This is a genomic window from Planctomycetia bacterium (assembly GCA_034440135.1).
Classification (GTDB): Bacteria; Planctomycetota; Planctomycetia; order Pirellulales; family JALHLM01; genus JALHLM01.
The window spans coordinates 1-25922 of the sequence record JAWXBP010000171.1 but is presented as its reverse complement, the minus strand read 5'-3'; the positions used below and the strand labels follow the sequence as shown (position 1 = coordinate 25922).

The window sequence follows — 25922 nt, the reverse complement described above, 5'->3', positions numbered from 1 at the left end:
GAGGGCAAAGCGTAAGGGCGAGTAGCCCTCATTCGCTCGCTTTAGCACTCGGCGCGGGCGGTGAACGCAACCGCGCAATCGCCGCGTCGATCTCAGCGTACATGCGCGATTTGCTCGCCGAGTCCCAGTTGACGGCGTGTCGCACGCCGGGCTGCAAGAAGTAGAGTGACGCGCCGTGCGGTTCCACGCCGAGCGCCTGTTGCAAGGCCGTCGTATACAAGAGCAATTGCGCTTCATAGCGCCGCGCTGCATTGGGAACGCCTTCCGCGCTGACTCGATGGGACTTGAAATCGAGAAGATGCCAATGGTCGTCGGCGTCTTGATATAGGCAATCAATCACGCCGTCGATTACGACCGCATCGTCCGGCGACGCGTCAATGGGCCAACGCAGACTGAACGGCAATTCGCGGTACAGCGCACGAGCGTCAGCCAGTTCCTTCAGCACGCCGGAAGTTGCCAGCCGTGACAGCAGGGCTTTCGCGAGTGGAATCTCCGGGGCGTCTGGCTTGACGAATCGCGGCGCCAACAAGTCGACTAAATTCTCGGGCGACTCGTTACTCGCGATGTCGAGCTGTTCGAGAGTCGCGTGGACCAAAAGCCCTAACGACAGCGCGTCATGCTGTGCCGATTCGTCGACCTCGGGCAGGACCGGATCGTCCGAATGCGGTTCCAGCGCACCGCTGAGCCGCGAGAAGGAAAACCTGCGACGGGCTTGATAGTCCACTTCAACCCTGGCTACGGATCGCGGGAGGCGCATCCCGTTGGCTTTCGCGGCGGGCGTCAGCGACGCGACGATCGCCTGCCAATCCGGTCGGGCCTGGTGTTCCAACTTCGGCCGCACGCAAGCTGGCTCGGACATCGTCACCCGCACTTGCGGCCGATCGTATTCGTCCGGCAGCTCCGCGAGCAGTTCGCCGGTTTCCAAGTCGAATCGCTTGGCGAGCAATTCCAGCCACGGTCCGGTAGGGCGCGTCAAATCCTTGACGCCGCTCGACAGGATCAGATAGTCGGCCGCGCGGGTTGCGGCCACATATAACAAGCGGCTGCGCTCGGCGCGATCTTCCTCGCTGTTCACCAAGCGACACATCTCCAGCCCGACGAGGCCCGTATCGCGCTTCGCCCGCACCAACGGACCGAGCTGCGGATCGAAGGCAATCTGATCCTGGCTCCCCTGCCGGCGCGCATTCAAGTCGGGCACGACAACGATGGGGAACTCCAGCCCCTTGGATTGATGAATCGACATCAATCGCACGACGTTGGCGTTCTCCGCCAGAGTCGCCGCCGGCGCTTCCTTAGGTTGTTGCCGCGTGAACTCCGCGAGCTGTGCGACGAAATCCCCTAACGTGAAGATGCCAGCGGCGTCCATCTCGCGGGCCTGGTCGATCAACTTATGTAAGTTGGCCAACTTGCGCTCGCCGAGAAATTCCGCGGTCAGCACGGCGTCGTAGCCGGTGAGTCGCAGTGATTCTTGCACGAGCGCGGCAATCGGCACTCGATCTTTGAGCGCGCGGAGCGTTTCGATCGTCTGCGCAGCAAACACGGCCTTTCGCTGCTCGTCCGCGGGCAATACGGCAGGCTGCGCACTCTGTGACAAACCGGCTTGCAGACCCTCCGGATGCTTAGCCAACCAATACAACGTCTCATCCGCCAGGCTGAAGAACGGGCTGCGCAGAACGCCAGCCAAACTGAGTTCATCCGCGCGACTCGTCACGGCGCGCAATAGATTCACTAAGTCAAACACTTCCTGCTGAGCGTAGAAGGCATGCCCGCCGACAACGTAGTAGTCGATGCCGTAGTTGCGGAGGGCCGCTTCGTACAGTTCGACGTGCGTCATGGCGCGGAACAGCAGCGCCATATCGCCCGGACGCGCGGCCCGTGCCGTCGGCGCGCCGTTGTCATCGTGCGCCAACACGATCGGCTCTTCGGAGTCGAGCATTGCGCGCAGCCGCCGGGCGATCCATTCCGCCTCGACCTCCTTGCCGGGCTGCCTGGCGGAGTCCTCTTCCGGATCCTCCTCGCTGCGGACCCAGAGGAACTCCACCGCGGGCGGCACGGTCACCTGCGGTCGGTTGGCTGTGAGCGGTTCGTACGCCGGGCCGAGTTCCTCGTGAAACAGCGCGTTAACGAACGCCAGGATTTCCGGCTGGCTGCGAAAGTTGCGGGTCAACGGCAACCGGCCGGATTCCGGCATCGATTCACGCAACGCGCGGAACACATCCGGCTGCGCGCCGCGAAAACGATAGATCGATTGCTTCAAATCTCCCACGAAAAATAGCTTGCCCTCCGTAAGCGCCGCGTCGCAGAGGGCCCGCACGAGATCGACCTGCAGCGGGTCGGTGTCTTGGAACTCGTCGACGAGCAGTAAGCGAATCTGCTCGGCGACATGCCGCCGCAACGGCGCGCGCTCGTCTCCGGTGAGCAGGTCGCGGGCCAGGATCAACAAGTCCTCGAAATCGAGCGCCGCCGCGTCGCGTTTCGCGGCGTCGTATGCGGCAATCACGACTTCCGCGAGCGCGATCAAATGCACGCCCAATTCCGCCGACAATCGCGCGCCCTCGGGAGAAAACTCCCAGCGGTTACGCTCCTTCAGGCTGGCCGTAATCCGCTCGCGAAGTTTCTCGGCCGCCGCGGCGAATCGGTCGTACTCGTCGACGCTCCAGTTGACTTCCAGCTTCTTCTTCGCTCCCTTAACGCCGGCTTGTTCCTTGATTTGCCTCAAGATCGGCACAATTTCTTCGCTCGTCGGCAAGCGATCGAACAGCTCGACCAACTGTTCGCAGCGCGCGCGCAGGTTGGCATCGCTGGGAGGCGTCCCACGGGCCATTTGTTCGACCGTGCGCCAGGAATGATGCTCTTGGAAGTCGCGTAGCTTGGCAGGGCGATAGACGTCGACGAAGTATTGCTGCCAGCGGGCGAGCAAGGCTTCGGCGCTGAGGCCCCGCCAGGCGTCAAGCCGGAATGCATGCCGCTCCACAAGCACCTGCCGCAACAACTCGGAGGCGGACCGAAGTCCGACCTGGAAGACCAGCTCCATCGACGAGGCGTGGCGCGCCGCCAGCAGATTGCGAAGTTGATCTTCGACGATCGCGTTCTGCAACGCGCGGGTTTGTTTTTCGTCCAGCACGGCGAAACGCGGATCAAGTCCGGCGTCGATCGCCTGCGATCGTAGCAGCGATACGCAGAAGGAATGGATCGTGCTGACCCGCGCGGCATCGAGTTGCCGCTCGATCGAGAGCCAGAAGTCCGCTTCATCCGCTTCCTCGGCGGCCAATAGTCGCTCGCGAGTCTTCTGTCGAATGCGCTCCCGCATTTCGCGCGCGGCGCGTTCCGTGAAGGTGATCGCCACGACTTCACTAAGTTCCGAGCGTACGGCCCGCGCGTCCGGCGCGATTTCCGCCAGGAAGCGCTCGGTGAGCACGAACGTCTTGCCGCAACCGGCCCCCGCCGAGAGCGCAATCGATACGCCGCGAGTTTCCAGGGCCTCGCGTTGCTCCCCGGTCAGGCCGAGGGGTGTTCCGCCGGCGGCTGCCATGTTTTCTCCAGCGAGCGAACTTGATTGACCCGACACGTCGTGTGGAAGTCGCACCGCGAGGTGCAATGCTTGTCGGTGTTGTGCATGGGAAACTCTGCGTGACGCAACCCGCGGACGAGCGCGAACACCTGGTTCTCAATCGTGTCGATGAGTTGACGCCAAACATCGGTCGTGCTCACGTTTTCGCCGGCTTGCACGCCGAGCTGCAAGTGCCCGGAGTATCCCTTGTCGGCGACCGACCAATAGCCGATCTGCCAGGGTACAGCGCCGTGTGGCGCGAGTAGCAGGCGCTCGACGGCCAGTGCATAGAGCGGCAGTTGGAGCGCCGCCGCGGACTCGATGGCGTTCTTCTTGGGATGCTTGCCGGTCTTGTAGTCGAGCACGTTGAAGACCAGGCGGCCATCCACGTCGGCCACGTCCACACGATCGACGCGTCCGGCGATGCGAATCGAGTCCTCGCCGCGACGCAGCTCCAGACATTCATCGACGGAGATGTCATCGCGGGCCGGCTCGCCTTCGCGCCGTTCCCGCCGCATGCCAAACGCGGCCTCGAAATGCAATGGCTGCATCGGCGTCGTGAGTCCCGACACTCCGGCATAGTGCTGGTGTTGCTCCCGATAGTCAACCAACCATTCCCGTAACTCGCGGCGTTGCAGGTCGTCGAGCGCGCCCGCGAGCGAAGCATCCTCCGGCGCTTCGGCCGCGATCGAATCCAACAGCAATCGATCAATCAACTCCGCATAGCTGTCGACGTCCAAGATCTGTGGATGGGCGCCCGGCGCGTGCATCACGTTCACGTGGCGATGCAATGCCGCCAATACGGAGTGCATCCGCGCGCCGCGCGTCATGTAGTCCGCCGTTAACTCCGGCTCCGGCAGAGGCGACAGGTTCAGCACACGCTCCATGAAGAACCGAAACGGACATTCACCGTATTGTTCCAGTTCGGTTGCGCTCCAAACGCGCTGCGGCCCAAATCGCTTTGAGCAATCGCGTTGCACGGCGCCGCTGACGAGCATCCCTTCAAACGGACCGAACACTTCACGCGTCGAACGAGCCTGCACGACGCTCAGCCCGCCCAGCACGTTGGCGGTCATCGCCGAGAGCGCCGGCTGCCGCGCTAATGCGTCCAAGGAATGAGACTCGCCGGACGCCGCGGCCACGACGGCGCCGACGCGCCAGTCGCGTTCGTTCCAGAGTTCGCCACGCGCTGGCAGCGGACTGAGATTCTCGGTGACATGCCGTTGAATCTCCGCGCCTCCCATCGCGCGTTCCGCTTCCGTGAGATATGGACTCGGCGATAACGGTTGCGCCCGGGCGTCGATGGCCGGATACGACAGATACAGCCGTCGCCGTGCGCGGGTGAACGTCTCGTAGAAGAGCAGCATTTCCTCTTCCGCGCGCTCTGCGCGGAGCACGAGCGGCAGCCCGGCGTCGCACAGTTGCCGGCATTCGGCTTCGCCATAGACGCGCCCTTCGCCCGCCGCGGCTGGGAACGCCTTCTCCGACATTCCGGCAACGAACAGGTACGGGATCTCCAACGCCCGTACGCTGGCCGCGGCCAGAATTCGGACGCGGCCCACTTCATCGGCCGGCTGCATCGTCGGCGTCGCGGCCGCCACGTCGCTGAGCCAGCGCACGAATTCGGCGGCAATGTGCTCGGCAGCGTCGCCAAGCTCATCCGACATTCGCGCCAAGAGCGCCGCGGCCTCCTGCAACTGCCGCCAGGCCGAGGCGTCCGCTGCGGAGAGCTCACGAAAGTAACCCAGCGCGCGAGATACTTGCTCCAACGACGCCAGCCAATCCGGCGCCAGCGCCCGTTCCGGCAGCGACGCAAGTTCTTCGCGAAGCGCCGCCAAGAATCGATGTTGCGCGGCAACGTCCATCTTGAGATCGTCCGGCGCGGACAGTGCCGCGCGTTCGCTGCGCTTCAGCAACGCCTCGCGGCCGCGCGGCAATTGCATCGCGCGCACGGCCCGTTCCACGGCCGTCGCGGCGCGAGTGCTCCAGCCGGCCCAAGGGGGGCGAAAGTACGCTTGGTTCAGCACGCTTAGCAGCGTGCGATGCGGCCAATCCTCCGCGTGCAACCGCAATAGTTGCAGCAGCGCGCTGACGAGCGGCGTGGCGGATAGCGATTCCGCTTTTTCCAGATAGTACGGAATCCCGTATCGCTCGAACGCTTCACGAACGAGCGGCGCGACTGAGTCCAGCGAGCGATACACCACGGCGATGTCCCCGGGCGCGACCGCGCGGCCGTCGTCTGAGTCGCCATCGATCAACAGCGACTTGATCCGCGTGGCGATCATTTCCAGTTCGCCCAATTCTCGGCTGGCCGCGAGGATTTCAATCCTCCGCGCGTCGTTTGACTGAACGACCTGCCGCGGATGGCCGAATACTCGCCGTTCCAGATGCTCCATCGCCGGCCAGGCGCCGGAACTACGCGGCGGCAGTTGCTCGATACAACAACCTGGCTGACGGCTCTTGATCTGCGTCGCGGTTCGCCTGGCTTTGGCGAACAAGTCGCTTCGTTCGTCGCCCGCTTCGTCCGGCAACGTGATCAGCGACCGCTCGGAACGCTTGGCGAGCAGTTCCAAGATTTCGTGTTCCGTGCGGGTGAAGTCTGAGAAACCGTCCGCTACGAGGATCCGCAGTTCCGGAAACGGGGCCGCCTGGCCATCCCGTAACTGAGCCCGGGCAAGCCAGATGAGACCTTCGGCGTCGAACCATTGCCGCCGTGTGAGCGTGGCCTGGTAGGATTCGTAGAGCATCGCCAGCTCGGCGTCCTTGGCGGTCCGGCCACGGCTTTCAGCCGCGGAGCGAAAGTCATCCGGCCAGATTTCCAGCCGCTTCCATTCGGCGATGAATTGCAAAATCAGGTCGATGAATCCGCGCGTGTCCGCCACGGCGTGAAAGTGGCGCAGTCGGCCGGATCGCCGGGCTTCGTCGATCAGGCGAGCAACGAGCACCCGCTTCTCGAGCGGTCCGATACGTCGTACCGGCTGTCGCGAGGCCTGCACGACGGCCGCGGCGAGGCCGGCAAAGGTGTGGACGCCGGGCGCGAGCACGGCTGCGCGCGGCGCGGCCGCTAGTATCTGCCCGCGAATCTGTGTCGCGGCGCGGCCGGAGGGGGCCATCCAGAGCGCTTGTCCGGGGCGCACGGCGGAGAACCGCGCGGCGTATTCGGCCAGGGCCAAGCTGGTTTTTCCGCTGGCGGCGGGTCCGGTAATCAGCGTCGGGGGCGGAGGCATGGCGTCACGTCCCTGTGATCCGTCGGTGGGAGCGGTCAGCAACCATCGTAATGGGATTCCCCCGGGCGGTAAGGCGTCGGCCGGCGCAGGCGTCGGGTTGTGGCGAAAGATTCACGCCGGGCCCCCAATTCGTTGGGTCTCGACGGGTAAACGCCGATAATCATCAAATACTATTTGACAGTTGGATCGCGGATTCACTACACTTATTGGGTTGAACTGCGCGGCTGCCTCGGCGGCGCGTTTCGATAACCTCGTCGATTGACGGGGAGGCGTGTCTCATTCGTTCTTTTTGTTCCAGAGGAGGTGCTTCATGTCCAACGTAGCGCGGAGACGAGGGGTTCACCCTCGTCGAGCTGCTGGTGGTGATCGCCATCATCGGTATTCTTATTGCGTTGTTGCTCCCGGCGTTGCAGGTGGCCCGCGAGGCTGCCCGTAAGGCTCAGTGCATCAACAACCTCAAGCAGCTCGGCTTGGCGGTGCTGAACTACGAGAGTACGTTCAAGATTTTCCCGCCGTCGTCAACCGGCCCGGTGAATCACTCGAGTTCCATTGACCCGGGCGCCATCTTTCCGCCGATGACAAGTGCGGCCAATCCGTTGGCCGTGCCGTACCCGAGTGCCGGCCACAGCTGGATTTCGCTGTCGCTGCCGTACTTCGAGCAAACGGCGTTGCACAAGCGGATCAACTTCAAAGCTGCGCCGTTTCTCAGCGTTGTCGAACCGATTACGGCGAACCGCAACAATCTGGTCGTGAAGACCGCGTTGCCGCCGGTGATTTGCCCGACGTATTCGGGGGATCCGATCTCGACCACGCCGCCATCGACGCCGAAGCAAACGATGAAGGCGGCATACCAACAGACTGATTTTACTGAGCCGGCGATTACGACCTACTTCGCGGCTGGCGCTTCGACGTGGTTGGACGCGCAGCAAAAGCGGGGTCTGATCAACAATGACGCCGAGACGTTCAATGGTTGGCCTTCTCCCAACACGGACGCGATGATCAGCCCGGTCAAGTCGCGCCGGTTCGCCGACGTCTTGGACGGAGCGTCCAACACCTGTTTGCTGGTGGAAAGCCGTGAGACGAACTGCAATTCGTGGATGGACGGTAACGTGGCCGCGGTGGTCGCCTTGTTGCCCGTTCCCACGCCGACGATCGTCGTCGGCGCCAATCTGAAGTATCCCAACGTGCGTTTCCCGCAGGTGACCGGTAGCAATCCAGCCAAGGTCGCCCTTAACAAGGGCGGCGTGCTGGACTCGTCGGATTCAACCGGCGATTCGTACGTGCCGACGCAGGCGACGGGCTTGATCAACAAGTGCGTATGGGGGCCGAGCAGCGAGCACAGCGGCGCCGTCAATCACCTCTGGGGTGACGGTCGCGCCAGCTCAATCGCTGACAACGTCGACGTGCAGGTTTACTACTCGAACTACACCCGCGCCGGCACCGAGCCGACCGGTGGCGAGGCCCCGTAGTCAAGCCTGAAATGAGAGAAAGCAACTCGCGCCGCCCCGACGATTCACTTCGCCGGGGCGGCTTTTTTTTGCCGCTGGAGGCGCCGGAAGGAGCGGGAACGCAATGTCTTCAGGATCGTCCATGCCGTGGGAAGTGGATGTCCGTACGGTCGATTCTATGCGCCGTACCGGGGAATCGTTTCTGCTGCTCGATTGCCGGGAGCCGGACGAGTACGCGACTGCCCGGATTGAAGGCGCGCTAATGCTGCCAATGTCCGAGTTGGCGGAGCGGATGGGCGAACTGAGCGAGCGTCAACAGGATTGCATCGTCGTCCATTGCCACCACGGCGGACGTAGTCTGCGCGTCGCGCGGTGGCTAAGAACTCAGGGTTTCGATCGAACCCAGAGCATGGCAGGCGGCATCGATCAATGGTCGCAAGAAATCGATCCGCAAGTTCCGCGTTATTGACGGTCCGCATCGCTGGCGCTGGGCCAAGCGACTATTTCCACTTCGCTACTGCGAAATCCGGAATTCCACCCCCTTTGAGGGATGGCACGGCAGTTTATTGGCGCGAATGGAACTTCGCGGCTGCGCCAACGCGAAAAACGATGGCGGATCGCCTCCAGCGCTTTGACAAGACGCAATCCGGGCATACCGTTCGTCATACTCTGCGACCTTTGGGGGGATAGCAATTCCCAGAGGTCGGGTAGAGCACGGCTATTGTCCAGGCGGAACTTTGTCAACGCTCACATCGGAGTAAGTCATGTCGATCATTGCGCGCCTGCGGCGCATGAGCATTCAGTCGAAAATGCTCGTTAGTTTGTTTCTGATTGGTCTCGCGCCGGCTGTGATTGTCGGCGGATTGGCGTATCGCAGTTGCCGCGACGGCCAGATCGCCGAGTCCGGCCTGCGGTTGCAGACACTCGCGGAAGAAACGATCGACAAAGTCGATCGCAATCTGTTCGAGCGTTACGGCGACGTGCAAGCCTTCGCCGCGAATCCAAAGGCGCTCGGCGACGTGGAAGCGTTGCGCGGCGCGGCGAACCACTACACGCGGCTCTACGGCATTTACGACCTGATGCTGATCGTGGATCGTGACGGCAAAATCATCGTGGCCAATACCGAGGCCTATAACGGCGACGCGGTGGACAGCGCGGCCCTGATCGGGCAAAGCGTCCGGGGAGAACCCTGGTTCGAAGAAATCGCCGCGGGTCGCGTCAAGTTCGGCGCCACGTTTTTCAGTGACATGGAACGCAATCCACGCGTGGCCGAGGTGGCGAAGACCAACGGTCTTTGCCTGGCCTACGCGGCGCCGATCGTCGATGAGCAAGGCAACGTCGTGCGCATCTGGGTGAACTGGGCCTCGTGGGACCGGATCGTCGGCGAGATCATGGTCAACCAGCGCAAGGGGCTCGAGGAAAAGGGCTACCAGAACATCTGCGCGCAGCTCATCTCGCAGCAAGGCGTCGTGTTGTTCGACGAACAACCGGCCGCGATTCTGAAAACGGATCTCGCCAAAAGCGGGCTCAATGCCGCGCAGCAGCTGGTCGCCGGCGACCGGGGTTTTACGACCGAGTTCAATCCGGAACTGAATACGAAGCAAATCAACGGTTTCGCGGCGTCGAAGGGCGCCTTGGGCTTCGCCGGTTACCGCTGGGGCGTGCTCGTCCGGCAAAACGCCGCCGACGCTTATCGCCTGGCGCGCTCGCTCGCGCTCACGATGGCCATCGTCGTCGGCGCGGCTGCATTGGTCGTGGCCGCCGTCTCCTATGGATTGACGCGGGCGATTTGCCGTCCGATCCTCAACGTCGTCGAAGTCGTCCAAGCGGCCGCGCAAGGCGAACTCACCAAGCGCGTCACGGTTCGTTCCAGCGACGAGATCGGCGCGCTCGGCACGGCGATCAATCAACTCTGCGACAGCCTGCAGCAGATGGTCCGGCGCGTGATCGACAGTTCGCGATCACTGACGCAGTCGGCGGATCAACTTGCGAACACGTCCGGCGGTTTGGAACAGGGCGCCGCGGACACCACGCATCAGACCGCCACCGTGGCGGCCGCGGCGGAACAGATGTCGGTCGGAGCTCGGAGCATGGCGGGCGCCGCTGAGCAAGTCTCCGCGAACGTGCGTACCGTAGCGACTGCCATCGATCAAATGGCCGCCAATATGACCGAGATCTCGAAGAACGTGGAAAGCTCGTCCGCGGTCGCTCAGGAGGCCGCGTCGCTGGCGGAGCAAAGCAATGAGCGTGTGCAGGCGCTCGGCGTTGCGGCGGAGGAGATCGGAAAAGTCATTGATGTCATCCAGGACATCGCCGATCAAACTAACCTGTTGGCACTGAACGCCACGATTGAAGCCGCCCGCGCCGGCGAGGCTGGCAAAGGCTTCGCGGTCGTCGCGACGGAAGTCAAAGAATTGGCGAAGCAATCCGCGGTCGCCACCGAGGGCATCCGCAACAAGGTGCTCGGCATTCAAGCTTCGACTGGCGAAACCGTGAAGTCGATCGCCCAGATCGGCACGGCGATTCGCAAGGTGAACGACTCCGCGAAATCGATCGCGACGGCCGTCGACCAACAAAACGGCGCCACACGAGAGATCTCGCAAAACGTCGCGCGGACGAATTCCGCGGCCGCGGTCATGGCGCAGAACGTGTCGGAAAGCGCCGCGGCCTGCCAGGAGATCGCGGTGAATATCGTCAAAGTCGAACGCTCCGCCAAAGAGACGGCGCAAGGCGCGACCGAGACGCGCACCGTCGGAGGACACATGCAGTCGCTGGCCGGGGAATTGCAGTCTCTGGTGGCGCAGTACAACGCTTGACCCGGGACGACTACTTTTGGCGCGGCGCTTCGCGGCGCGCCAAGAGTAGCTCCAGGTAGCTGCATCGCTCCACCGCTGTCAGCCCCAGTTCGGCTGCCAGCGATTGGAGCGACTCCCGCGCGCGGTCCAGTGCCAGGGCCGTGGCCTGAACTTCCAATTCGCAAAAGCTTCCGACCTCCGCGACGTCGTCGAGAGCGATCTCGAAGTCGAGTCCCTGGAAGGCGATCTCGCCAATGCGCCGCGACTTGCGAACTTCGGCGACCGGTCGAAATCGCAGCAATACGAGCAACTCCGCCCAGCGCTCTTCATCCGCCGTGAGCGGCAGTTCCAATTCGCGGCGCGTCTTGGTCGTGGCGTCGAGCTTTGGGCCTTTGTAAGTGATGAACACTTCGTTGCCTGAGCGACGAATTCGCAACGCTTCGTCCGTTAGGGCATAGTCGACGCTCGGATGATTGAAATACCGATCACACTGCGCGATCGGAGTACCGAATGTCACGCCACGTTCGGTCAGCCGCGCTTCGAGCGCCGCCGCGTCGTTCACGCGAAACTTCTGCTCTACCTCAAACGACATCGAAGTTTCTCCCGCAAACCCTAGTCGCCTCTCGCTAGGCGAAAGGTTCTTTTCCTTTCGCGGAGCGAAAGGCGACTGTCAATGCGACACAACCGATTGCTGCTCGCAGCTCGATTCCCTCAGCGCCGCGGCCACCGTGGCCATATTCACCGGAGTGATGACGCCGCACTCGTAAACGATGCCGCGCAGCAGCGATGCCGGCGTGACATCGAACGCCGGGTTGTAAACCTTTACGCCACTCGGAGCCGTTTGACGACCGAACCCGTGCGTGATTTCCTCCGCAGCGCGCTGCTCGATCGGAATTCCGTCGCCACTAGCGAGACTCAGGTCAAACGTACTCGAGGGCGCTGCCACGTAGAACGGCACGCCGTGCGCCGCCGCCAACACTGCTACGCCATAGGTGCCGATCTTATTTGCGACGTCGCCGTTCCCTGCGATTCGATCCGCCCCGACGACGACGGCCTGCACGCGGCCGGATCGCATCACTTGGGCGGCCATGTTGTCGCAGATCAAGGTGCACGGGACTTCTCGGGCCATCAATTCCCAGGCGGTAAGCCGCGCGCCTTGCAGCAGTGGACGCGTCTCATCGACCCAGACGTGGAGTTGCTTGCCATCTTCGTGCGCTTGGAAAATCACCGCGAGCGCCGTCCCGAAATCCGAGGTGGCCAGCCCGCCGGCGTTGCAGTGCGTCAGTACGCCGTCGCCGTCTTGGAGTAGCGCTGCGCCATGCCGGCCAATCGCGCGGCACATCGCGCGATCCTCCGCTTCGATCGCCCGGGCTTCTTGTAGTAATCGCTCCAGCACTTCGCGCGGCGAAAGGCGCCCCGTTTGCGCCTCGGCGGTGCGGCGCATGCGTTCCAGGGCCCAGAACAAATTCACGGCCGTGGGGCGACTTCCGGCAAGTTGCTGAATGGACGTTTCAAGCGCCGCGACGAATGCCGCTTCATCGCGATGAAGCTCCGCTTGCAAGCCCAGGCAAACGCCGTACGCCGCGGCGCAACCGATGGCGGGCGCTCCACGGACCGCCAAGGCGCGAATCGCCACGACGAGTTCGTCGACGGTCGCACAAGCGAGATAGCAGACCTCTGTCGGCAGCCGCGTCTGGTCCAGCAACCGCAACACGCCCGGCAATTCGCCAATCCATTCGAGCGTCCGCGGAATTGTCATGGGCGATCTATCGAGTGAGGGAGTGCGTCCTTTCACTCATACTAGTCCGACGCAGCAGCGATTGGGAGAGGAAGCCTCGTACAAGAATGCGTCGACGGTGCTCAACTCGGGCCCGTGTTTCTCGCAAATACCTAATCGTGACGATCATCGTCATCGTGGCGACGGCGGTCTCCGCGGCGGCCGTTCTTGCCGTCATTGCGGTCGTCGTCCCGCGGACCAAACGGCCGTCCGCCGGGCGGCGGCGGCATGAATCCGCCGGGGCCGCCGAACCGCGTATCGCCGTTTCTTAAGTACCACTCGTCGTTCAAGGCCTGGCGGGCTTGTTCTGGCGGCAGGGAAAAGATCTCGTTCTTCCGGTCGACTGGCAGCTTTTCCAACAAGTCCTTGTAGTCCCTGTCGGCAAATCTTGGATCGAAGTTGCGCATCTTTTCGGCGAAATCGCGCGCCATCGTTTGCAACCAACTGCTCAGCACCAATTTCTTCATGTCCGCGTTCAGGCACTCCTCGAGCCGGCCGGCCGGGACTTCGGACAGTCGCGATTCAAGCAGCTTGAAATCGACTTCATTGAACGGCAAGTCCTCCAGTTCTCCGTTTTCCGCGGCGCGGAAGATCACCAGCACCGCCTGCCACTTCTTTTTGTCGCGCTGCATGGCTTCCAGCAACTCTGGCCGCGGCACCCACTGCTTGCCACGCGCAATGCGGAGCAATTCATCCGCCTCTTCTTCTGCGTACTCGCGAACCCACTCAAAAACGACAGCCCGGTCCGGTTCCGGCAAATCCGCGGCGATCATGTCCTTCACGCGCGCAATGCGCGCGCCAGGCGCGTTGAGACTGCGCAGCTCGTCGCGTTGCCCCGTGGAGAGTGACGACTGCCATTCAAAATAGCGAATCATGACTTGTCGCAGCTCGGATTCGTTGGGATCGGCACGGAGCGCCACCTCCAATTGCTCGATCCGTAACCGCTGGTTTTCGTCCAGCCCTTCGAAATCGACGCGCGTCTTGGCAATCAAAGCGCGATCATCGTCGTTCATCGCCGCCAGCCGTGCCAGGTTTGTTTCGACGAGCGATTTGCCGGGGCCAGTTGCCGCAGTGGCCGTGGCGGCATCCGTTGGCTTACTGTCGAACAAACTCGCCTGGTGCAATTCGCGGAGGAATTCGATATTCCGCACCGCGCGGAACGCGTCGTAGTTCTCCAAGATCGGCAAATCATTGGCGAGTTGCTGGTTCGGGTCGGGCCAAAACCAGCGCACGGCGACGAAGCTCACGAGCGCGCACGCGGCCAGCAACGCCACGCCGCGCATCCACGAACGCGCGCTCCGACGCATCGCGAACGTGCTCGCCTGCGAGAGCGCCTCCTTCGCGACCACGGCCTCGACCGTCGTCGTGGCGAACGCCTCGTTCACTTCCGCGCGCGGCAAGGTTTCCAAGGCGTCCCAAACGCGCGTCAGCTTTCGGAGCGATTCGCGCACGCCGGGCTCGGAGACCAACCGCCGTTCCAGTTTGGCGCGTGCATCGGCGTCTAGCTCGTCGTCCAGATAGGCGACCAGCTCTTCGTCCAACGCGTTGGGTTCCCGGTCGTGCCGGGCCGGCGCCGTCATGACGGATCGGGGTGATCGCCCCGCTCCAGGTAAGGTTCCAGAACTCCTCGCAAATTGACTCTCGCCCGGGTCAGCAACGACTTCACCGCCTTCGTGGTCATCCGCATCGTTTGGGCGATTTCCTCGTAACTCATGCCCTCAAATTTATTCAACAAGACCGCCAAGCGTTGTCGTTCGCCGAGGGTTTCGACGGCCATCCGCACGACGTCCCGCATTTCGGCCTTGTCGATCAGCCGCGTCGGCATCTGTCCGCTGGCGGCCTGCGCCAATTGGTCGAGCGACATGACGGCCTGCGAGTCGCCGGACGGTTTGCTCTCCCAATGCACTTCCCGCCGCCGCCGTTGCGACCGGAGCGCGTTGGAAGCGACGTTGTTCGCGATCGTGTACAGCCAGGTCGAAAACTTCGACCCCGGCACATAGTTTTTTCTGGCCCGATAGACGCGCAGGAAGGTTTCTTGCGCCAAATCCTCGGCCAATTCGCGGCGGCCCACCAGGTGTTCGAGGACCGTGACCAAGCGATTCTGGTAGCGCAGCACCAATTCCTCGAACGCGGCCGCGTTATCGGCGCGCACATCCAGCATCAGGCGCACGTCGGGGTCGCGCTGTTCGTACGTTTGCCCCGCCGGTTCGCTCGTGGCCAAGCCAACTCCCATGGACATCGCCCGCCAGGGTGGATCGCGGAGCGTCGTGGGCGAGAACCCGCCGCGCGACGCCTCCGAAAACCAATGTAGTCGCCGCCGCCGCGCCCGGCCAGTCGCGGCGGCGTCGGTCCCGTCGACCGCCTAGGAATTGAAACCCCATACAGGGGCCTGGGTTTCTGCCGTGCGGCGTTACGGATCTTGCGCTCATGTAGCCCACGTGGCGCTCACGGCCGCTCGTGCTAAGCTACCGTGCCGTCCACCCCGTTCGATTCGCGCGAGACCGCATTCATGGCCCATACGATCGTCATTTTCGGAGCGTCGGGCGATCTGACCAGCCGGAAGTTGATTCCGGCGTTGTATCAACTCTACCGCAAGGGACGGCTGCCCGCGGACACGCGTGTCGTGGGGTTCTCGCGGACGGAATTCACGCACGAGGCCTGGCGCGAGCAGCTCACGGAAACCACCCGCGAATTCGCTGGCAAGGATTTCGACGATGCGAAGTGGCAGGAATTCAGCCAATCGATTTTCTATCAGTCGGGCGATATCGGCCGAGGCGAAGATTTCGACGCCCTGGCGAAGGCCCTGAACGAGTTGGAAGGGGGCCAGTCCACGTCGCGCGTGTACTACCTTTCGACCGCGCCACAGTTTTACGCCGAAGCGACGGCGCGACTCGGCGCGGCGGGATTGGCGGAGGAATCGCACGGCGGACGGCGGATCATCATCGAAAAGCCGTTCGGGACCGACCTGGACTCCGCACAAAAGCTGAATGCCGCGGTACATCAGGTCTTCGCCGAGCGGCAGGTCTACCGCATCGACCACTACCTGGGCAAAGAGACGGTGCAGAACCTGCTCGTCTTGCGGTTCGCAAACGCGATCTTCGAGCCGATCTGGAATCGCAACTATGTCGATCATGTCCAGATCACGGCGGCCGAAGAAGTCGCCGTCGGACGTCGCGGCGGGTACTACGATCAGGCCGGCGTGCTGCGCGACATGTTCCAGAACCATCTACTGCAATTGCTGATGGTCACCGCCATGGAAGCGCCGGTGCGACGCACCGCCGACGCGATCCGCGATGAAAAAGTCAAAGTGCTGCAAGCAATTCGCCCGCTCACTCCGGAGGAAGTTGCGCGGGCGACATTGCGGGGGCAGTATCGCGGTTATTTGGAAGAGCCAGGCGTGGCCGCGGACAGCGAGACGGCAACGTTTGCCGTGGTGAAGCTGGGCGTCGACAACTGGCGCTGGCAAGGAGTGCCGTTTTATCTGCGATCCGGCAAATGGATGTCCTGCCGCACAACGCAAATCGTCATTCAATTTCGCCAGCCGCCGTTCATGATGTTCGAGGACGGCAAAGACGCGTGCCATCAAGCCAACCGGCTCGTGATTCAGGTGCAGCCCGCCGAGGGAATTCAACTGCACCTGCAAACCAAGGTGCCCGACGCCGGCATGAAGATGCGGCTGACCGATCTCGATTTCCGTTTCGACCGCAGCTTCGCCGGCGTGATGCCGGAGGCTTACGAGCGACTGCTGCTCGACGCCATCAACGGCGACGCGAGTCTCTTCGCCCGCAGCGACGAAGTGGAACTCGCGTGGGGCATTGTCGATCCCATCCACCAGGCCTGGAAAGAGACGCGTCGCCCGGCGATGCTCAGCTACGAACCCGGCCTCTGGGGCCCGACGGAATCGACCGACTGGATGGAAGCCGAAGGCCGCAGCTGGTTCGATACGTGTCCGGTGCTGCGGTAATTTGTAGGTCCGGCTTTCCAGCCTGACGTGCTACGCTTTTACATGTGGACTCCCGACCGTGCCACGGCTGAGCGTGGTGACATCCGGAACGGGAGACCTGCGTCGGCCCGGTGGCACGGTCGGGAGACCGTGCCACAACATCATCAGACTTTCCAGCCTGACTCGTGGCACTCGCGCATTGCCGGTCCGACACGCTACCTGACGCCAAGTCGTCTTCCGTCAGCTGGAAAGCCTGACCTACTTTCTCTCCACTTCCCGCCCCGCAATGGCGCCGTCCGCGCCGCCTTCTTGGATTGAGAACTCGGCGTAGACGGGGCAATGATCGGAGACCGCCGAGGCTTGGGCCGTGGTGAGATTGAGATCCCGGATTAGATCGACGACGCCGGCGCGCCCGGTGAATTCCGTCGTGGCATGCGCCATAAACAGGATGTTGTCCAACTGCGCATTGCGGAGCGTGTTGGTAGTCGTCTTGCCCGTCACGACGGGCGTGAGCTGCGAGATCTCGCCAAGTTGCCCCAAATGACGGACGTCGGCGTTCAAGTCGCCGAGCAAAATCACATCATCTTCGCCTCGGCCGTCACGTTGCACCGCGCGGTAGACATCGTCCAGGACATTGACCTCGCGCGCGACTTCATCCGGGTCGACATGAATGTTGATCAACGTGAACGTGAACGCTTCCTGCGCGCTGGGCCCGCGAACGCGAAAGCTGGCCACCAAAGGTTCGCGATGCAGCAGGTCATCGGGGTCATCGATTGTGTAGACGGAACTGGGATCGACCTCGATGCTGGCGCGGTTGTAGATGAAGGCGTATTGTTCCTTGCTGTTGGAACGTCCCAGCCGCGGCCCAAGCACGTAGTGATAGTGACCCCCGCCAGCGTTGACTTGTTCCAGGAAACGGGGGATTTGGTCGACGCTTTGCGCGCGAATCTCTTGCACGGCGACGACGTCGAACCGCCGCATAATGTCGACCAGCGCCGCCACCGCGGCCTGGTGCTCGAGTTTGCTTTCGCCGAACACCTGGATATTGAAAGTCGCCACGCGGATGGTGTTGCTGGACCGCGCCACCGGGGGCGCGGGTCCCAAGTCCGGTCCGGCCGCGCCGCGCCGGCGGACCGTGAATTGATCAAGAGTTCCCGAGAACTCGTAGTTCGAGTACACCCAGGCGGCCGCCGCCACGAGGACGCCGAGCACCCCAAGTCCTTGTAATCGCCGCGACACGTCACCCCTCCTTGGGCCACATTCTGGCGTTGCATCACCGCCGCGCTGCGCGCGGAGGATAGTCGGGATCAACTACTAGTTCCAGCTCAATGTTCTTCACGGCCACTGTCGCTCTCCACCGGCAGGGGGGGTGGGTGTGGTCTGGTTGGGTAGTTAGAGTAAGAGTCCCCATATTTGGCGAGCCTGCCCGGTTGTCGTTCGTGCTCCTGAATGGCAGGAACGATGCAGGCCCTTTTGTGCCCGCCGAACCGCCACAGGCACACTGGTCCCGCGAGGGCCGTTTTGGCCTTCAATGAGATGATCGCCGGCGCCGGCGAGCCGCCTAGTTTTGCCCCCGAAGCATCGCACCCTGATCACCGTGGAGGTTTCCCGCATGTTGTCTCGCTTTCGATTTCTCGTCCTCGTTCCGCTCCTAGCTTGCGTCTGGGCGGATGCCGCTCCTGCTGGCGAAGAAAATGAAATCCTCGTTGCCGACCGGCTGACGAATCGTGTGCTCCGTTACGGCGGCAGCGACGGCTCGTTGATTGGCGTTTTGGTCGACGATCCGATCAACCTGGACGAACCGAATGGCATGGCGTTGTCCCCTGACAAGTCGAAGCTGTACGTCGCCAGTCGGCAGAACAGCAGCATCGTGCGCTATGACTATAACGGGTTCGAAGTGGCCAACCCTACCGTACTGGTCACCGAGGGCCTGACCACGCCCTCCAGCATCTTGCTTGAGCCGGGCGACAGCAAGTTCTACGTTTCCAATCTGGGCGGCGCGGCATTCGACGGTGCGACGGTAGGCCAATTCAATGCGGACGGCTCGAGCGCCGGCGCCGAACTGACCGGCGGCTTGCCTGCCGGGCGGACCGGCCTGGCTTTTGCTCCGAACGGGGACTTGTTGGTCAGTTCGTTCGGCACCGGCGAGATCCTCCGTTACAACGAAGCAACATCGTCCTTCGAGACGTTTATTGGCCCCGATCAAGCCTTGCTGGGCGCAGGCAACCTGATCGTTGACGCTAACTCGCTGTATGTCGCCGCTGGCTTCACCGGCGCGGTCATGAAGTTCAATGCGACGACCGGAGCGCCCGATCCGACCTTTGCGCCGATTTCGGGGCTCGTCTTTCCGGCCAGCCTGGCGCTCCTGCCGAATGACGGAGGTCTGCTCGTCGGCAGTCTCGGCTTTGTCGATGGCACAGGCCGCATTGATAAGTACAGCCTGAGCGGAGAGTTCATCGAGACGTTCGCCGACAACTCCGCGGCGGACCCCGCGCTGGGATTCGTCGAGGCCACGGGCCTATTGTCCGTGAACTCGTTCCTGGAGGTTTTCCAGGTCGGCGACACGGATGAAGACGGCGACGTGGATATCACCGATCTCAACGGCGTGCGCAACAACTTCGGCGAACAAGGCGCCACCGACGGATCGTTGGTCGGCGACGCGTTTCCGTATGACGGCGTCGTGAATGTGGACGACTTGAACGGCGTGCGCAACAACTTTGGTGTCAGCCCGCCAGGCGGCTCCGCCGTTCCGGAACCGTCGACGGCGATCTTGGCCCTGGCTGGCTGCGTCGTCTGCGGTCTGGTGAAGCGCCGTCGCCGCTAGGCGATTGGCGATTGCCAAGAATTTGAATTCTCGCCGAGGCTCGCCGTTCCCAAAACGGCGGGCCTCGTTTTATTTGTGTAGGTCCTTCAGGAGTGGTCGGCGCTTTCCCGCTTCCGGCGATTTCTCTTTTTATGCCGGCCCGCCCTACGCTGGGACCCGAACTGGCCGTCGGTTTCGTCTAATAAGCGAGACCGACCGGCGTTGTTATTCTTGGAACAGCTAAGAGAACCCGGTCGGAACGACTTCTCCGGGGTGCGATTCGAATGGGCGGCGAAGGTTCGGCGGAGCATGACCGATGGCTGCGGGACGCCTTGGAGCGTCACGAAGGTCCGCTGATGCGCTACGCCTGCCGGCTGGTCGGCGACTTGGAGCAGGCCCGGGACATCGTTCAGGAAACCTTTCTCCGGCTCTGCCGCGAGACCCAGGCCAACCTGGACGGACACCTGACGCCGTGGTTGTATCGCGTCTGCCGGAGCCGGGCGTTGGACTTCAAGCGTAAGGAGGGACGCATGCGTGAACTTGCCGAAGACGTGGCCACGCCGTTCGTGAGCCATGAGCCGCTGCCCGACTACCGCGCCGAAGCCCGCGACGACCATGCCGCGGTGACGCGCTGGCTGTCGACGCTGCCGACGAATCAACAGGAAGTCGTCCGCCTCAAGTTTCAAGGCGGACTGAGCTACAAGGAAATCAGCGAGGTCACGAATCTCACCGTGACCAACGTGGGGTTCTTGCTGCACACGGCGATTAAAACCTTACGCGGAAAGATGGTTGAAGCGTGAGTGAGACGGTGAATCCAATTGAAACGCAGAGGCGCGGAGACGCTGAGAGATTGCAGACGCATGTTGTGGCACGGTCTCCCGACCGTGCCACGTGGCGGGTTTGCGACGCATGGAGACCTTCGGTCGGGCCGGTGGCACGGTCGGGAGACCGTGCCACAACAGAGGTCTCCCGACCGTGCCACAACAGAGACCGTGCCACAACAGTGCCGTTCGTGACTTTCGTGGTTACCCAGCATTCATTTCCTCATGTGAGGAGTTTCTGAAAAATGTCGCTAGATCCCGACGACCCGCGTCTGATCGACTACGCTCTTGGCGAGCTCGATGAGTCTGCGCGCACTGAACTGGAGCGCGAGCTCGCTGACTCCCCCGAAGCCGCGAAAGCGCTGGCGGAGATTCGCCGCGTGACCGGCATGTTGAGCGCCTCGTTCGCCGATGAGCAAGGCCCGGCGCTCGACGCAGCGCGCCGCGCCGCGATCCTGGCACAGGAGCCATCCGTCAACGGCGCACCCGCGACGGTCGCAGCCACCAGCGCACCGGCACATCGCTTCTGGTCACTGCGGCACATGCTGGAACTCGGCGTCGCCGTCGGCATCGGCGGCGTGGTGACCGCGCTGGTGTTGCCCTCGATTCAATCGAACCAGGTCGCAGTTGGTACGTCTGCTCGCCCAGACTCGACGACGATTAATCCACCGGTCCTTGCGTCCATGGGGGAAACGCCGACTGACATGGGTATGGAATACGAACAGGGCTCTGTCGCTCACTATGAAACGCAAGAAGGCAACAGCGCCGACACCGTTGCAAAACCGGTTTGGGAGGTTCGCTCAAAGGAACAGAATTACACAGTATCGAAACCGGTGTATGCCACCGCGCCGCAGCAAGGTGCTGGCGAAGACAAGGCGGCGACCATCGACGAAGCGATGTCCGAAAGCGGTGAAGGTGAGAAGCAGCTCTCCGACCTGGCCTCCGTCGCTGCGAACAAACCCGCTTCGCAGCCTGCGCAAGCTGGCGGCGGCCAAGGGGGCTACGCCGGTGGTTCGAGAGGTGGCAGCCCTTACGGCCCTCCAGCCGGTGGAGCCAGCGACGGTCTTTATGATGGCCGTGGATACGCTCAAGGTGGCGATAGCTCTTATCGTCAACGAGGCGCCTCGCCGGCGACAGCCAGTGGCCCGGCGACCTACTTTCGTTTGTCGACGCCACTGAGCGCGGACGATTATTCCGAAGAGTCGCTGGCGAAACTGTCGAGCGAAGCGAAGTCGCCGTCGATGTCGCTGGGGGCCGATTTCGTTGAAGTTCAAGACGGTGAGTCCAACACCGAAGCCTACGACCAGATCATCGAGAACCCGTTCAAGCAAGTCGCGCAGGAACCGCTTTCCACGTTCTCGATTGACGTCGACACCGCCTCCTACGCCAATGTGCGGCGGTTTCTCACGCAGGAAACCTTGCCGCCACCGGGCGCGGTGCGGATCGAGGAAATGCTGAACTACTTCAGCTACGACTACGCCCCGCCAACTGGCGACGACCCGTTCGCGGTGCATGTCGAAGTGGCGCAGTGCCCATGGGAAGCGAAACATCGGCTGGTGCGGATTGGCATCAAGGGACGCGAAGTGGCCGTCGACCAGCGCCCGGCGACGAATCTCGTCTTCCTGATCGACGTCTCCGGTTCGATGCAGGACGCCAACAAGTTGCAACTCGTGAAGACGGGCCTTCGGCTGCTGACCGAGCAACTGTCGGAAAACGACCGCGTCGCGATGGTCGTTTACGCCGGCAGTTCGGGGCAGGTGCTCGCCAGCACGCCGGGCAATCAAAAGGAAACGATCCTCGCCGCGCTCGATCAGCTCGAAGCTGGCGGCAGCACCAACGGCGCCGGCGGCATCGAGCAAGCCTACCAGGTCGCCGTCGAGAACTTTGTCCAGGGCGGAGCGAATCGTGTGATCCTCTGCACCGACGGCGATTTCAACGTCGGCGTCACGGATGAAAGCCAACTCGTCAGCCTGATCGAAGGCAAAGCCAAGTCCGGCGTGTTCCTTTCGGTCCTCGGCTTCGGCATGGGCAACTTCAAAGACGCCACGCTGGAAAAGCTCTCCGACAAGGGCAACGGCAACTACGCCTACATCGACACCGAACGCGAAGCCCGCAAGGTGCTGGTCGAGCAACTTTCCGGCACGCTGCTGACAATCGCCAAGGACGTCAAGCTGCAACTGGAGTTCAACCCGGCGAAAACGGCCGCATATCGGCTGATCGGCTATGAGAATCGCATCCTCGCCAAGGAAGATTTCAACGACGACAAGAAAGACGCCGGCGAGATCGGCGCGGGTCATACCGTCACCGCGCTGTACGAAGTCATCCCGGCCGGCGAACCGGTCAACACGCCCTCGGTGGACGAACTTGAATACCAGTCCGTCGGCGGCCCCACGGAAGCGGCGAAGCAATCGAGCGATCTACTGATGCTCAAGCTCCGCTACAAGCAGCCGGACGGCGACACGAGCAAACTGATCAAGACGCCGGTCGCCGACAGCGAACAGAAAATCGGCCAATCGAGCCCCGACTTCCAATTCGCCTCGTCGGTCGCCGCCTTCGGCATGCTGCTGCGGCACTCGCAATACGCCGGCACGATGAACTACGGCGCGGTATTGGAAATGGCCCAGCCGGGCATGTCCCGCGACGCCGAAGGATATCGCGCCGAGTACATTGAACTGGTGAAGACGGCGCAACGGTTGAGCGGCGGGAAGTAAAGTGGACAGATCGCCGTTTCTCCAACGAGCGCTGTTTCAAGAAAAGCCCAGGGCAGGCTGCAGGAATCGTTGCAGATGGGACGATTTCTACAGCCTGCCCTGGGCTTAGCGCGCTGCGCGCCGCTACCTGAGTCGACGGCCCGGCGTTGTGCTAAAATGCACGGCACATGCCTGACCCGCTCTCCTGGATTGACGCCGCCCTCGAAGATCTTGACGCCCGCGCTCTGCGCCGTCGGTTGAACGCACACGATGGGGCGCAAGGCCCGTTGATCACCATCGACGGCCGGCGGTACATCAACTTCGGGGCTAACGATTATCTCGGCCTCGCCAGCGACCCGCGTCTCGCTGCCGCCGTCTCATCAGCTGCGCAAGAATTCGGCTGGGGCGCCGGCGCCAGTCCGCTGGTCACCGGGCGTTCCGTGCTTCACGAAAAGTTGGAATTGCGCATCGCCGAGTTTGAAGGCACGGAGGCGGCGATCCTCTTCAACACCGGCTTCGCGGCCAACTCCGGCGTGATCCCGGCGCTCGTTGCCGAAGGCGATGTGGTGTTCAGCGACGCGCTCAACCATGCTAGTCTGATCGACGGTTGCAGGCTCTCGCGCGCGGCGGTGCAGGTGTACCGTCACAACGATTGCGAACATTTGAAATCACTGCTGCGCGAGGCTTCCGGATTTCGCCGGCGGTTGATCGTCACCGACTCGCTGTTCAGCATGGACGGTGATCTCGCGCCATTGCCGGATCTGTGCCAATTGGCTGAGCGTTACGACTGCATGTTGCATGTCGACGAAGCCCACGCCACCGGCGTGTTCGGCGAGCGCGGGCGCGGCGTGGCGGAACATCTTGGCGTCGAAGATCGCGTCCCTGTTCGCGTCGGCACGCTCAGCAAGGCTCTTGGCGCCTCCGGCGGCTTCGTCGCTGGCAGCCAGGCGTTGATCGATTGGATTGCCAACCGCGCCCGCTCGTACGTCTTCTCGACCGCGCCGCCGCCGCCGGTATGCGCGGCGGCGCTGGAGGCGCTCGACATCGTCGAGCGCGAGCCGGAGACGCGCACCAAGCTCCTCGCGACGGCCGCCCGTCTGCGCGAACAACTCTGCGCCGCTGGTTGGGACATCGGCCCATCGGCAAGTCAGATCATCCCCATCATTTTCGGCGACGAGCAGCGGGCCCTCGCCGCCGCTTCGAAACTTCGCGAACATGGCGTCTGGGTCCCGGCAATTCGCCCGCCGACGGTGCCGGTCGGCAAAGCCTGCCTGCGCATCAGCCTCGCGGCCGGGCATACGCCGGAGATGCTCGCCCAACTCGTTGAGTCGCTCATCAGCGCTTGATTCTGCGCTCCCAGTCGGCGATCATCCAGACATGGAAGACCAGAATCCCTACGCCTCACCGCAATATGCAGCGCCGCCAATCAATGGCTCTGGCGAAGTGGAGCTCGACGATCCGAAAGCGAACTGGCGCTGGGCGAATTATCTGTTGCTCCCGCGCGAAGGCACGTTGCCGCCGCGTTGCGTACGTTGCGGCGAGCCGACCGAATTGCCGTTGCGCAAGAAAAACGTGCATTGGTACAACCCTTGGCTCGCACTCACGATTCTGTTGAGCGTCCCGATCTTCGTGATCCTCGCGTTGGTCTTTCAGAAGAAGGGCGTCGTTTATTTCGCGCTGTGCGACGCCCATGCGCGTCGCCGTCGCCGCATGATCGCGGCCGCCTGGGTGATCGCGTGTCTTGGCCTGGCGCAAATAGGCGTCATCTTCTCCTTCATCGGGAGGCCCAGCCCGCCCGACTGGGCGATCATGCTAATCTTCACTGGCATCGCAACCATGATCGCCGGCGCTGTCGTTGGCTCCATTGGCAGCCGCACCATTCACGTCCAACGCATCGACAAGCACGCCATCTGGCTTAAGAAACTTCCGCCAGCGTTCTACGACCATTTGCCGCAATTACCCACCGCCAACGGCAGCAAGCCCCTGGTGCCGATCGCGCGGCAAGCCTAGCTACACGCGATCAATTGTCCCCCTTCACCGTCAACTCCGGCGTCAGGCCGTGATTGAATGACGGCGGCTGGCCGGTCGCCTCCAGCACGGACATCCACAAGTCGCCGTTCGGGTCGACTTGATTGCGGGCGCGAATCGCCAGCGGGATCGGCACGTGGACGAAGCGACCATGCCACCGGCCGACGACCGTTTCCGTGCGGCCGCACATCGCGGCGTGAACCGCGTTGTGCGCCAATCGCAGGCAGTAAACACTGTCGAACGGGTTGGCCGGGACGCTGCGAATCAGGTAGCTGGGGTCGATGTATTTGAGATTCAGCTCGATGCCCAGGCCATCGAAATGGGCCGTGATTTTCTGCTTGAGCAACGTGCCGATGTCGCCAAGGCGCTTGTTGCCCGAAGCGTCGGTGCCGTTGGCGCAACAATCCATCAGCGATTGCCCGGCCCCTTCCGCGACGACGATCACCGCGTGGCCGCGGCGTTGGAGTCGATCTTGTATCGCCGGCAGCAGGCCGTGCGGACCGTCGAGTTCGAACGATACCTCGGGAATCAGCACGAAGTTGGCATCGTTCTTGGCGAGCGCCGCGTAGCAGGCGATGAAGCCGGAGTGACGGCCCATGACTTTCACGAGACCGATGCCGTTCGGCGACGACTTGGCTTCGGAATGCGCGGCGCGGATCGATTCGGTCGCCAGCGAGAACGCGGTCTGAAAACCGAAGCTCTGGTCGATGTACATGATGTCGTTGTCGATCGTCTTGGGGATACCGACAACGGCAATCTTCGAGCATCGATCGGTGACTTCCTTGACGATCGACATGGCTCCGCGCAAGCTGCCATCGCCGCCAATAACGAACAGGATGT

The 25922-nt window shown here is 62.7% G+C and carries 17 protein-coding genes and 1 pseudogene; 10 read left to right on the top strand and 8 right to left on the bottom strand.

Annotated elements, in window-relative coordinates:
* Nucleotides 1-28: 28 nt before the first annotated feature.
* Nucleotides 29-3532 (bottom strand): UvrD-helicase domain-containing protein, encoded by a 3504-nt coding sequence (locus SGJ19_09940; GenBank protein ID MDZ4780560.1) that lies wholly within the window; start codon nucleotides 3530-3532, stop codon nucleotides 29-31.
* Nucleotides 3499-6777, bottom strand: coding sequence for a PD-(D/E)XK nuclease family protein (locus SGJ19_09935; protein ID MDZ4780559.1), 3279 nt, complete (start codon nucleotides 6775-6777; stop codon nucleotides 3499-3501). The genes SGJ19_09940 and SGJ19_09935 overlap by 34 nt, the downstream gene beginning before the upstream one ends.
* Before the next feature lie 341 nt (nucleotides 6778-7118).
* Here SGJ19_09935 and SGJ19_09930 point away from each other — a divergent pair.
* The 4 genes and pseudogenes from SGJ19_09930 (at nucleotide 7119) to SGJ19_09915 (ending at nucleotide 11041) form a co-directional block, all read left to right on the top strand.
* Nucleotides 7119-7172 (top strand): annotated as a pseudogene (locus tag SGJ19_09930) (prepilin-type N-terminal cleavage/methylation domain-containing protein).
* 18 nt (nucleotides 7173-7190) lie between these two features.
* Entirely contained in the window at nucleotides 7191-8246 is a 1056-nt protein-coding gene (locus SGJ19_09925) for a DUF1559 domain-containing protein (GenBank protein ID MDZ4780558.1), read from the top strand.
* A 103-nt stretch (nucleotides 8247-8349) separates the two neighbouring features.
* On the top strand, nucleotides 8350-8694 hold the full coding sequence (locus SGJ19_09920) for a rhodanese-like domain-containing protein (protein ID MDZ4780557.1): 345 nt from the start codon (nucleotides 8350-8352) through the stop codon (nucleotides 8692-8694).
* 295 nt (nucleotides 8695-8989) lie between these two features.
* Nucleotides 8990-11041 (top strand): methyl-accepting chemotaxis protein, encoded by a 2052-nt coding sequence (locus tag SGJ19_09915; protein ID MDZ4780556.1) that lies wholly within the window; start codon nucleotides 8990-8992, stop codon nucleotides 11039-11041.
* 10 nt (nucleotides 11042-11051) lie between these two features.
* Here SGJ19_09915 and cyaB read toward each other — a convergent pair whose 3' ends face one another.
* From cyaB to SGJ19_09895, 4 genes are all read right to left on the bottom strand, one after another.
* Nucleotides 11052-11612 carry a class IV adenylate cyclase gene (gene cyaB, locus SGJ19_09910; protein ID MDZ4780555.1) on the bottom strand — a complete coding sequence of 187 codons (561 nt, stop codon included), beginning with the start codon at nucleotides 11610-11612 and terminating at the stop codon, nucleotides 11052-11054.
* A gap of 78 nt (nucleotides 11613-11690) precedes the next feature.
* Nucleotides 11691-12779: an S-methyl-5-thioribose-1-phosphate isomerase gene (gene mtnA / locus SGJ19_09905; protein MDZ4780554.1), complete on the bottom strand. Its 1089-nt coding sequence runs from the start codon at nucleotides 12777-12779 to the stop codon at nucleotides 11691-11693.
* Nucleotides 12780-12910: 131 nt separating this feature from the next.
* Nucleotides 12911-14377: a hypothetical protein gene (locus SGJ19_09900; GenBank protein MDZ4780553.1), complete on the bottom strand. Its 1467-nt coding sequence runs from the start codon at nucleotides 14375-14377 to the stop codon at nucleotides 12911-12913.
* Nucleotides 14374-15030, bottom strand: coding sequence for a sigma-70 family RNA polymerase sigma factor (locus tag SGJ19_09895; GenBank protein ID MDZ4780552.1), 657 nt, complete (start codon nucleotides 15028-15030; stop codon nucleotides 14374-14376). Before SGJ19_09895 ends, SGJ19_09900 begins: the two co-directional genes overlap by 4 nt.
* Nucleotides 15031-15306: 276 nt before the next feature.
* On the opposite strand from SGJ19_09895, the gene zwf reads away from it, so the two are divergent.
* Nucleotides 15307-16761 (top strand): glucose-6-phosphate dehydrogenase, encoded by a 1455-nt coding sequence (gene zwf / locus SGJ19_09890; protein ID MDZ4780551.1) that lies wholly within the window; start codon nucleotides 15307-15309, stop codon nucleotides 16759-16761.
* A gap of 237 nt (nucleotides 16762-16998) precedes the next feature.
* Here the strand turns inward: zwf and SGJ19_09885 are convergent, their stop codons facing one another.
* Nucleotides 16999-17979, bottom strand: a complete 981-nt coding sequence (locus SGJ19_09885; protein ID MDZ4780550.1) for an endonuclease/exonuclease/phosphatase family protein — start codon at nucleotides 17977-17979, stop codon at nucleotides 16999-17001.
* A 373-nt stretch (nucleotides 17980-18352) separates the two neighbouring features.
* Between SGJ19_09885 and SGJ19_09880 the strand changes: the two genes are divergently transcribed.
* From SGJ19_09880 to SGJ19_09860, 5 genes are all read left to right on the top strand, one after another.
* On the top strand, nucleotides 18353-19564 hold the full coding sequence (locus tag SGJ19_09880) for a PEP-CTERM sorting domain-containing protein (protein ID MDZ4780549.1): 1212 nt from the start codon (nucleotides 18353-18355) through the stop codon (nucleotides 19562-19564).
* A 263-nt stretch (nucleotides 19565-19827) separates the two neighbouring features.
* A complete protein-coding gene (locus SGJ19_09875) occupies nucleotides 19828-20343 on the top strand; it encodes a sigma-70 family RNA polymerase sigma factor (protein MDZ4780548.1) in 516 nt (171 codons plus the stop codon).
* Nucleotides 20344-20609: 266 nt separating this feature from the next.
* A complete protein-coding gene (locus SGJ19_09870) occupies nucleotides 20610-23075 on the top strand; it encodes a von Willebrand factor type A domain-containing protein (protein ID MDZ4780547.1) in 2466 nt (821 codons plus the stop codon).
* 167 nt (nucleotides 23076-23242) lie between these two features.
* Complete coding sequence (gene bioF, locus SGJ19_09865) at nucleotides 23243-24400, top strand: 8-amino-7-oxononanoate synthase (protein ID MDZ4780546.1); 1158 nt, start codon at nucleotides 23243-23245, stop codon at nucleotides 24398-24400.
* A gap of 31 nt (nucleotides 24401-24431) precedes the next feature.
* On the top strand, nucleotides 24432-25064 hold the full coding sequence (locus SGJ19_09860) for a hypothetical protein (protein ID MDZ4780545.1): 633 nt from the start codon (nucleotides 24432-24434) through the stop codon (nucleotides 25062-25064).
* Between the two features lie 10 nt (nucleotides 25065-25074).
* On the opposite strand, the gene SGJ19_09855 is transcribed toward SGJ19_09860, so the two are convergent.
* Nucleotides 25075-25922 (bottom strand): ATP-dependent 6-phosphofructokinase (locus SGJ19_09855; protein ID MDZ4780544.1); only part of this gene is annotated, 848 nt, incomplete at its 5' end.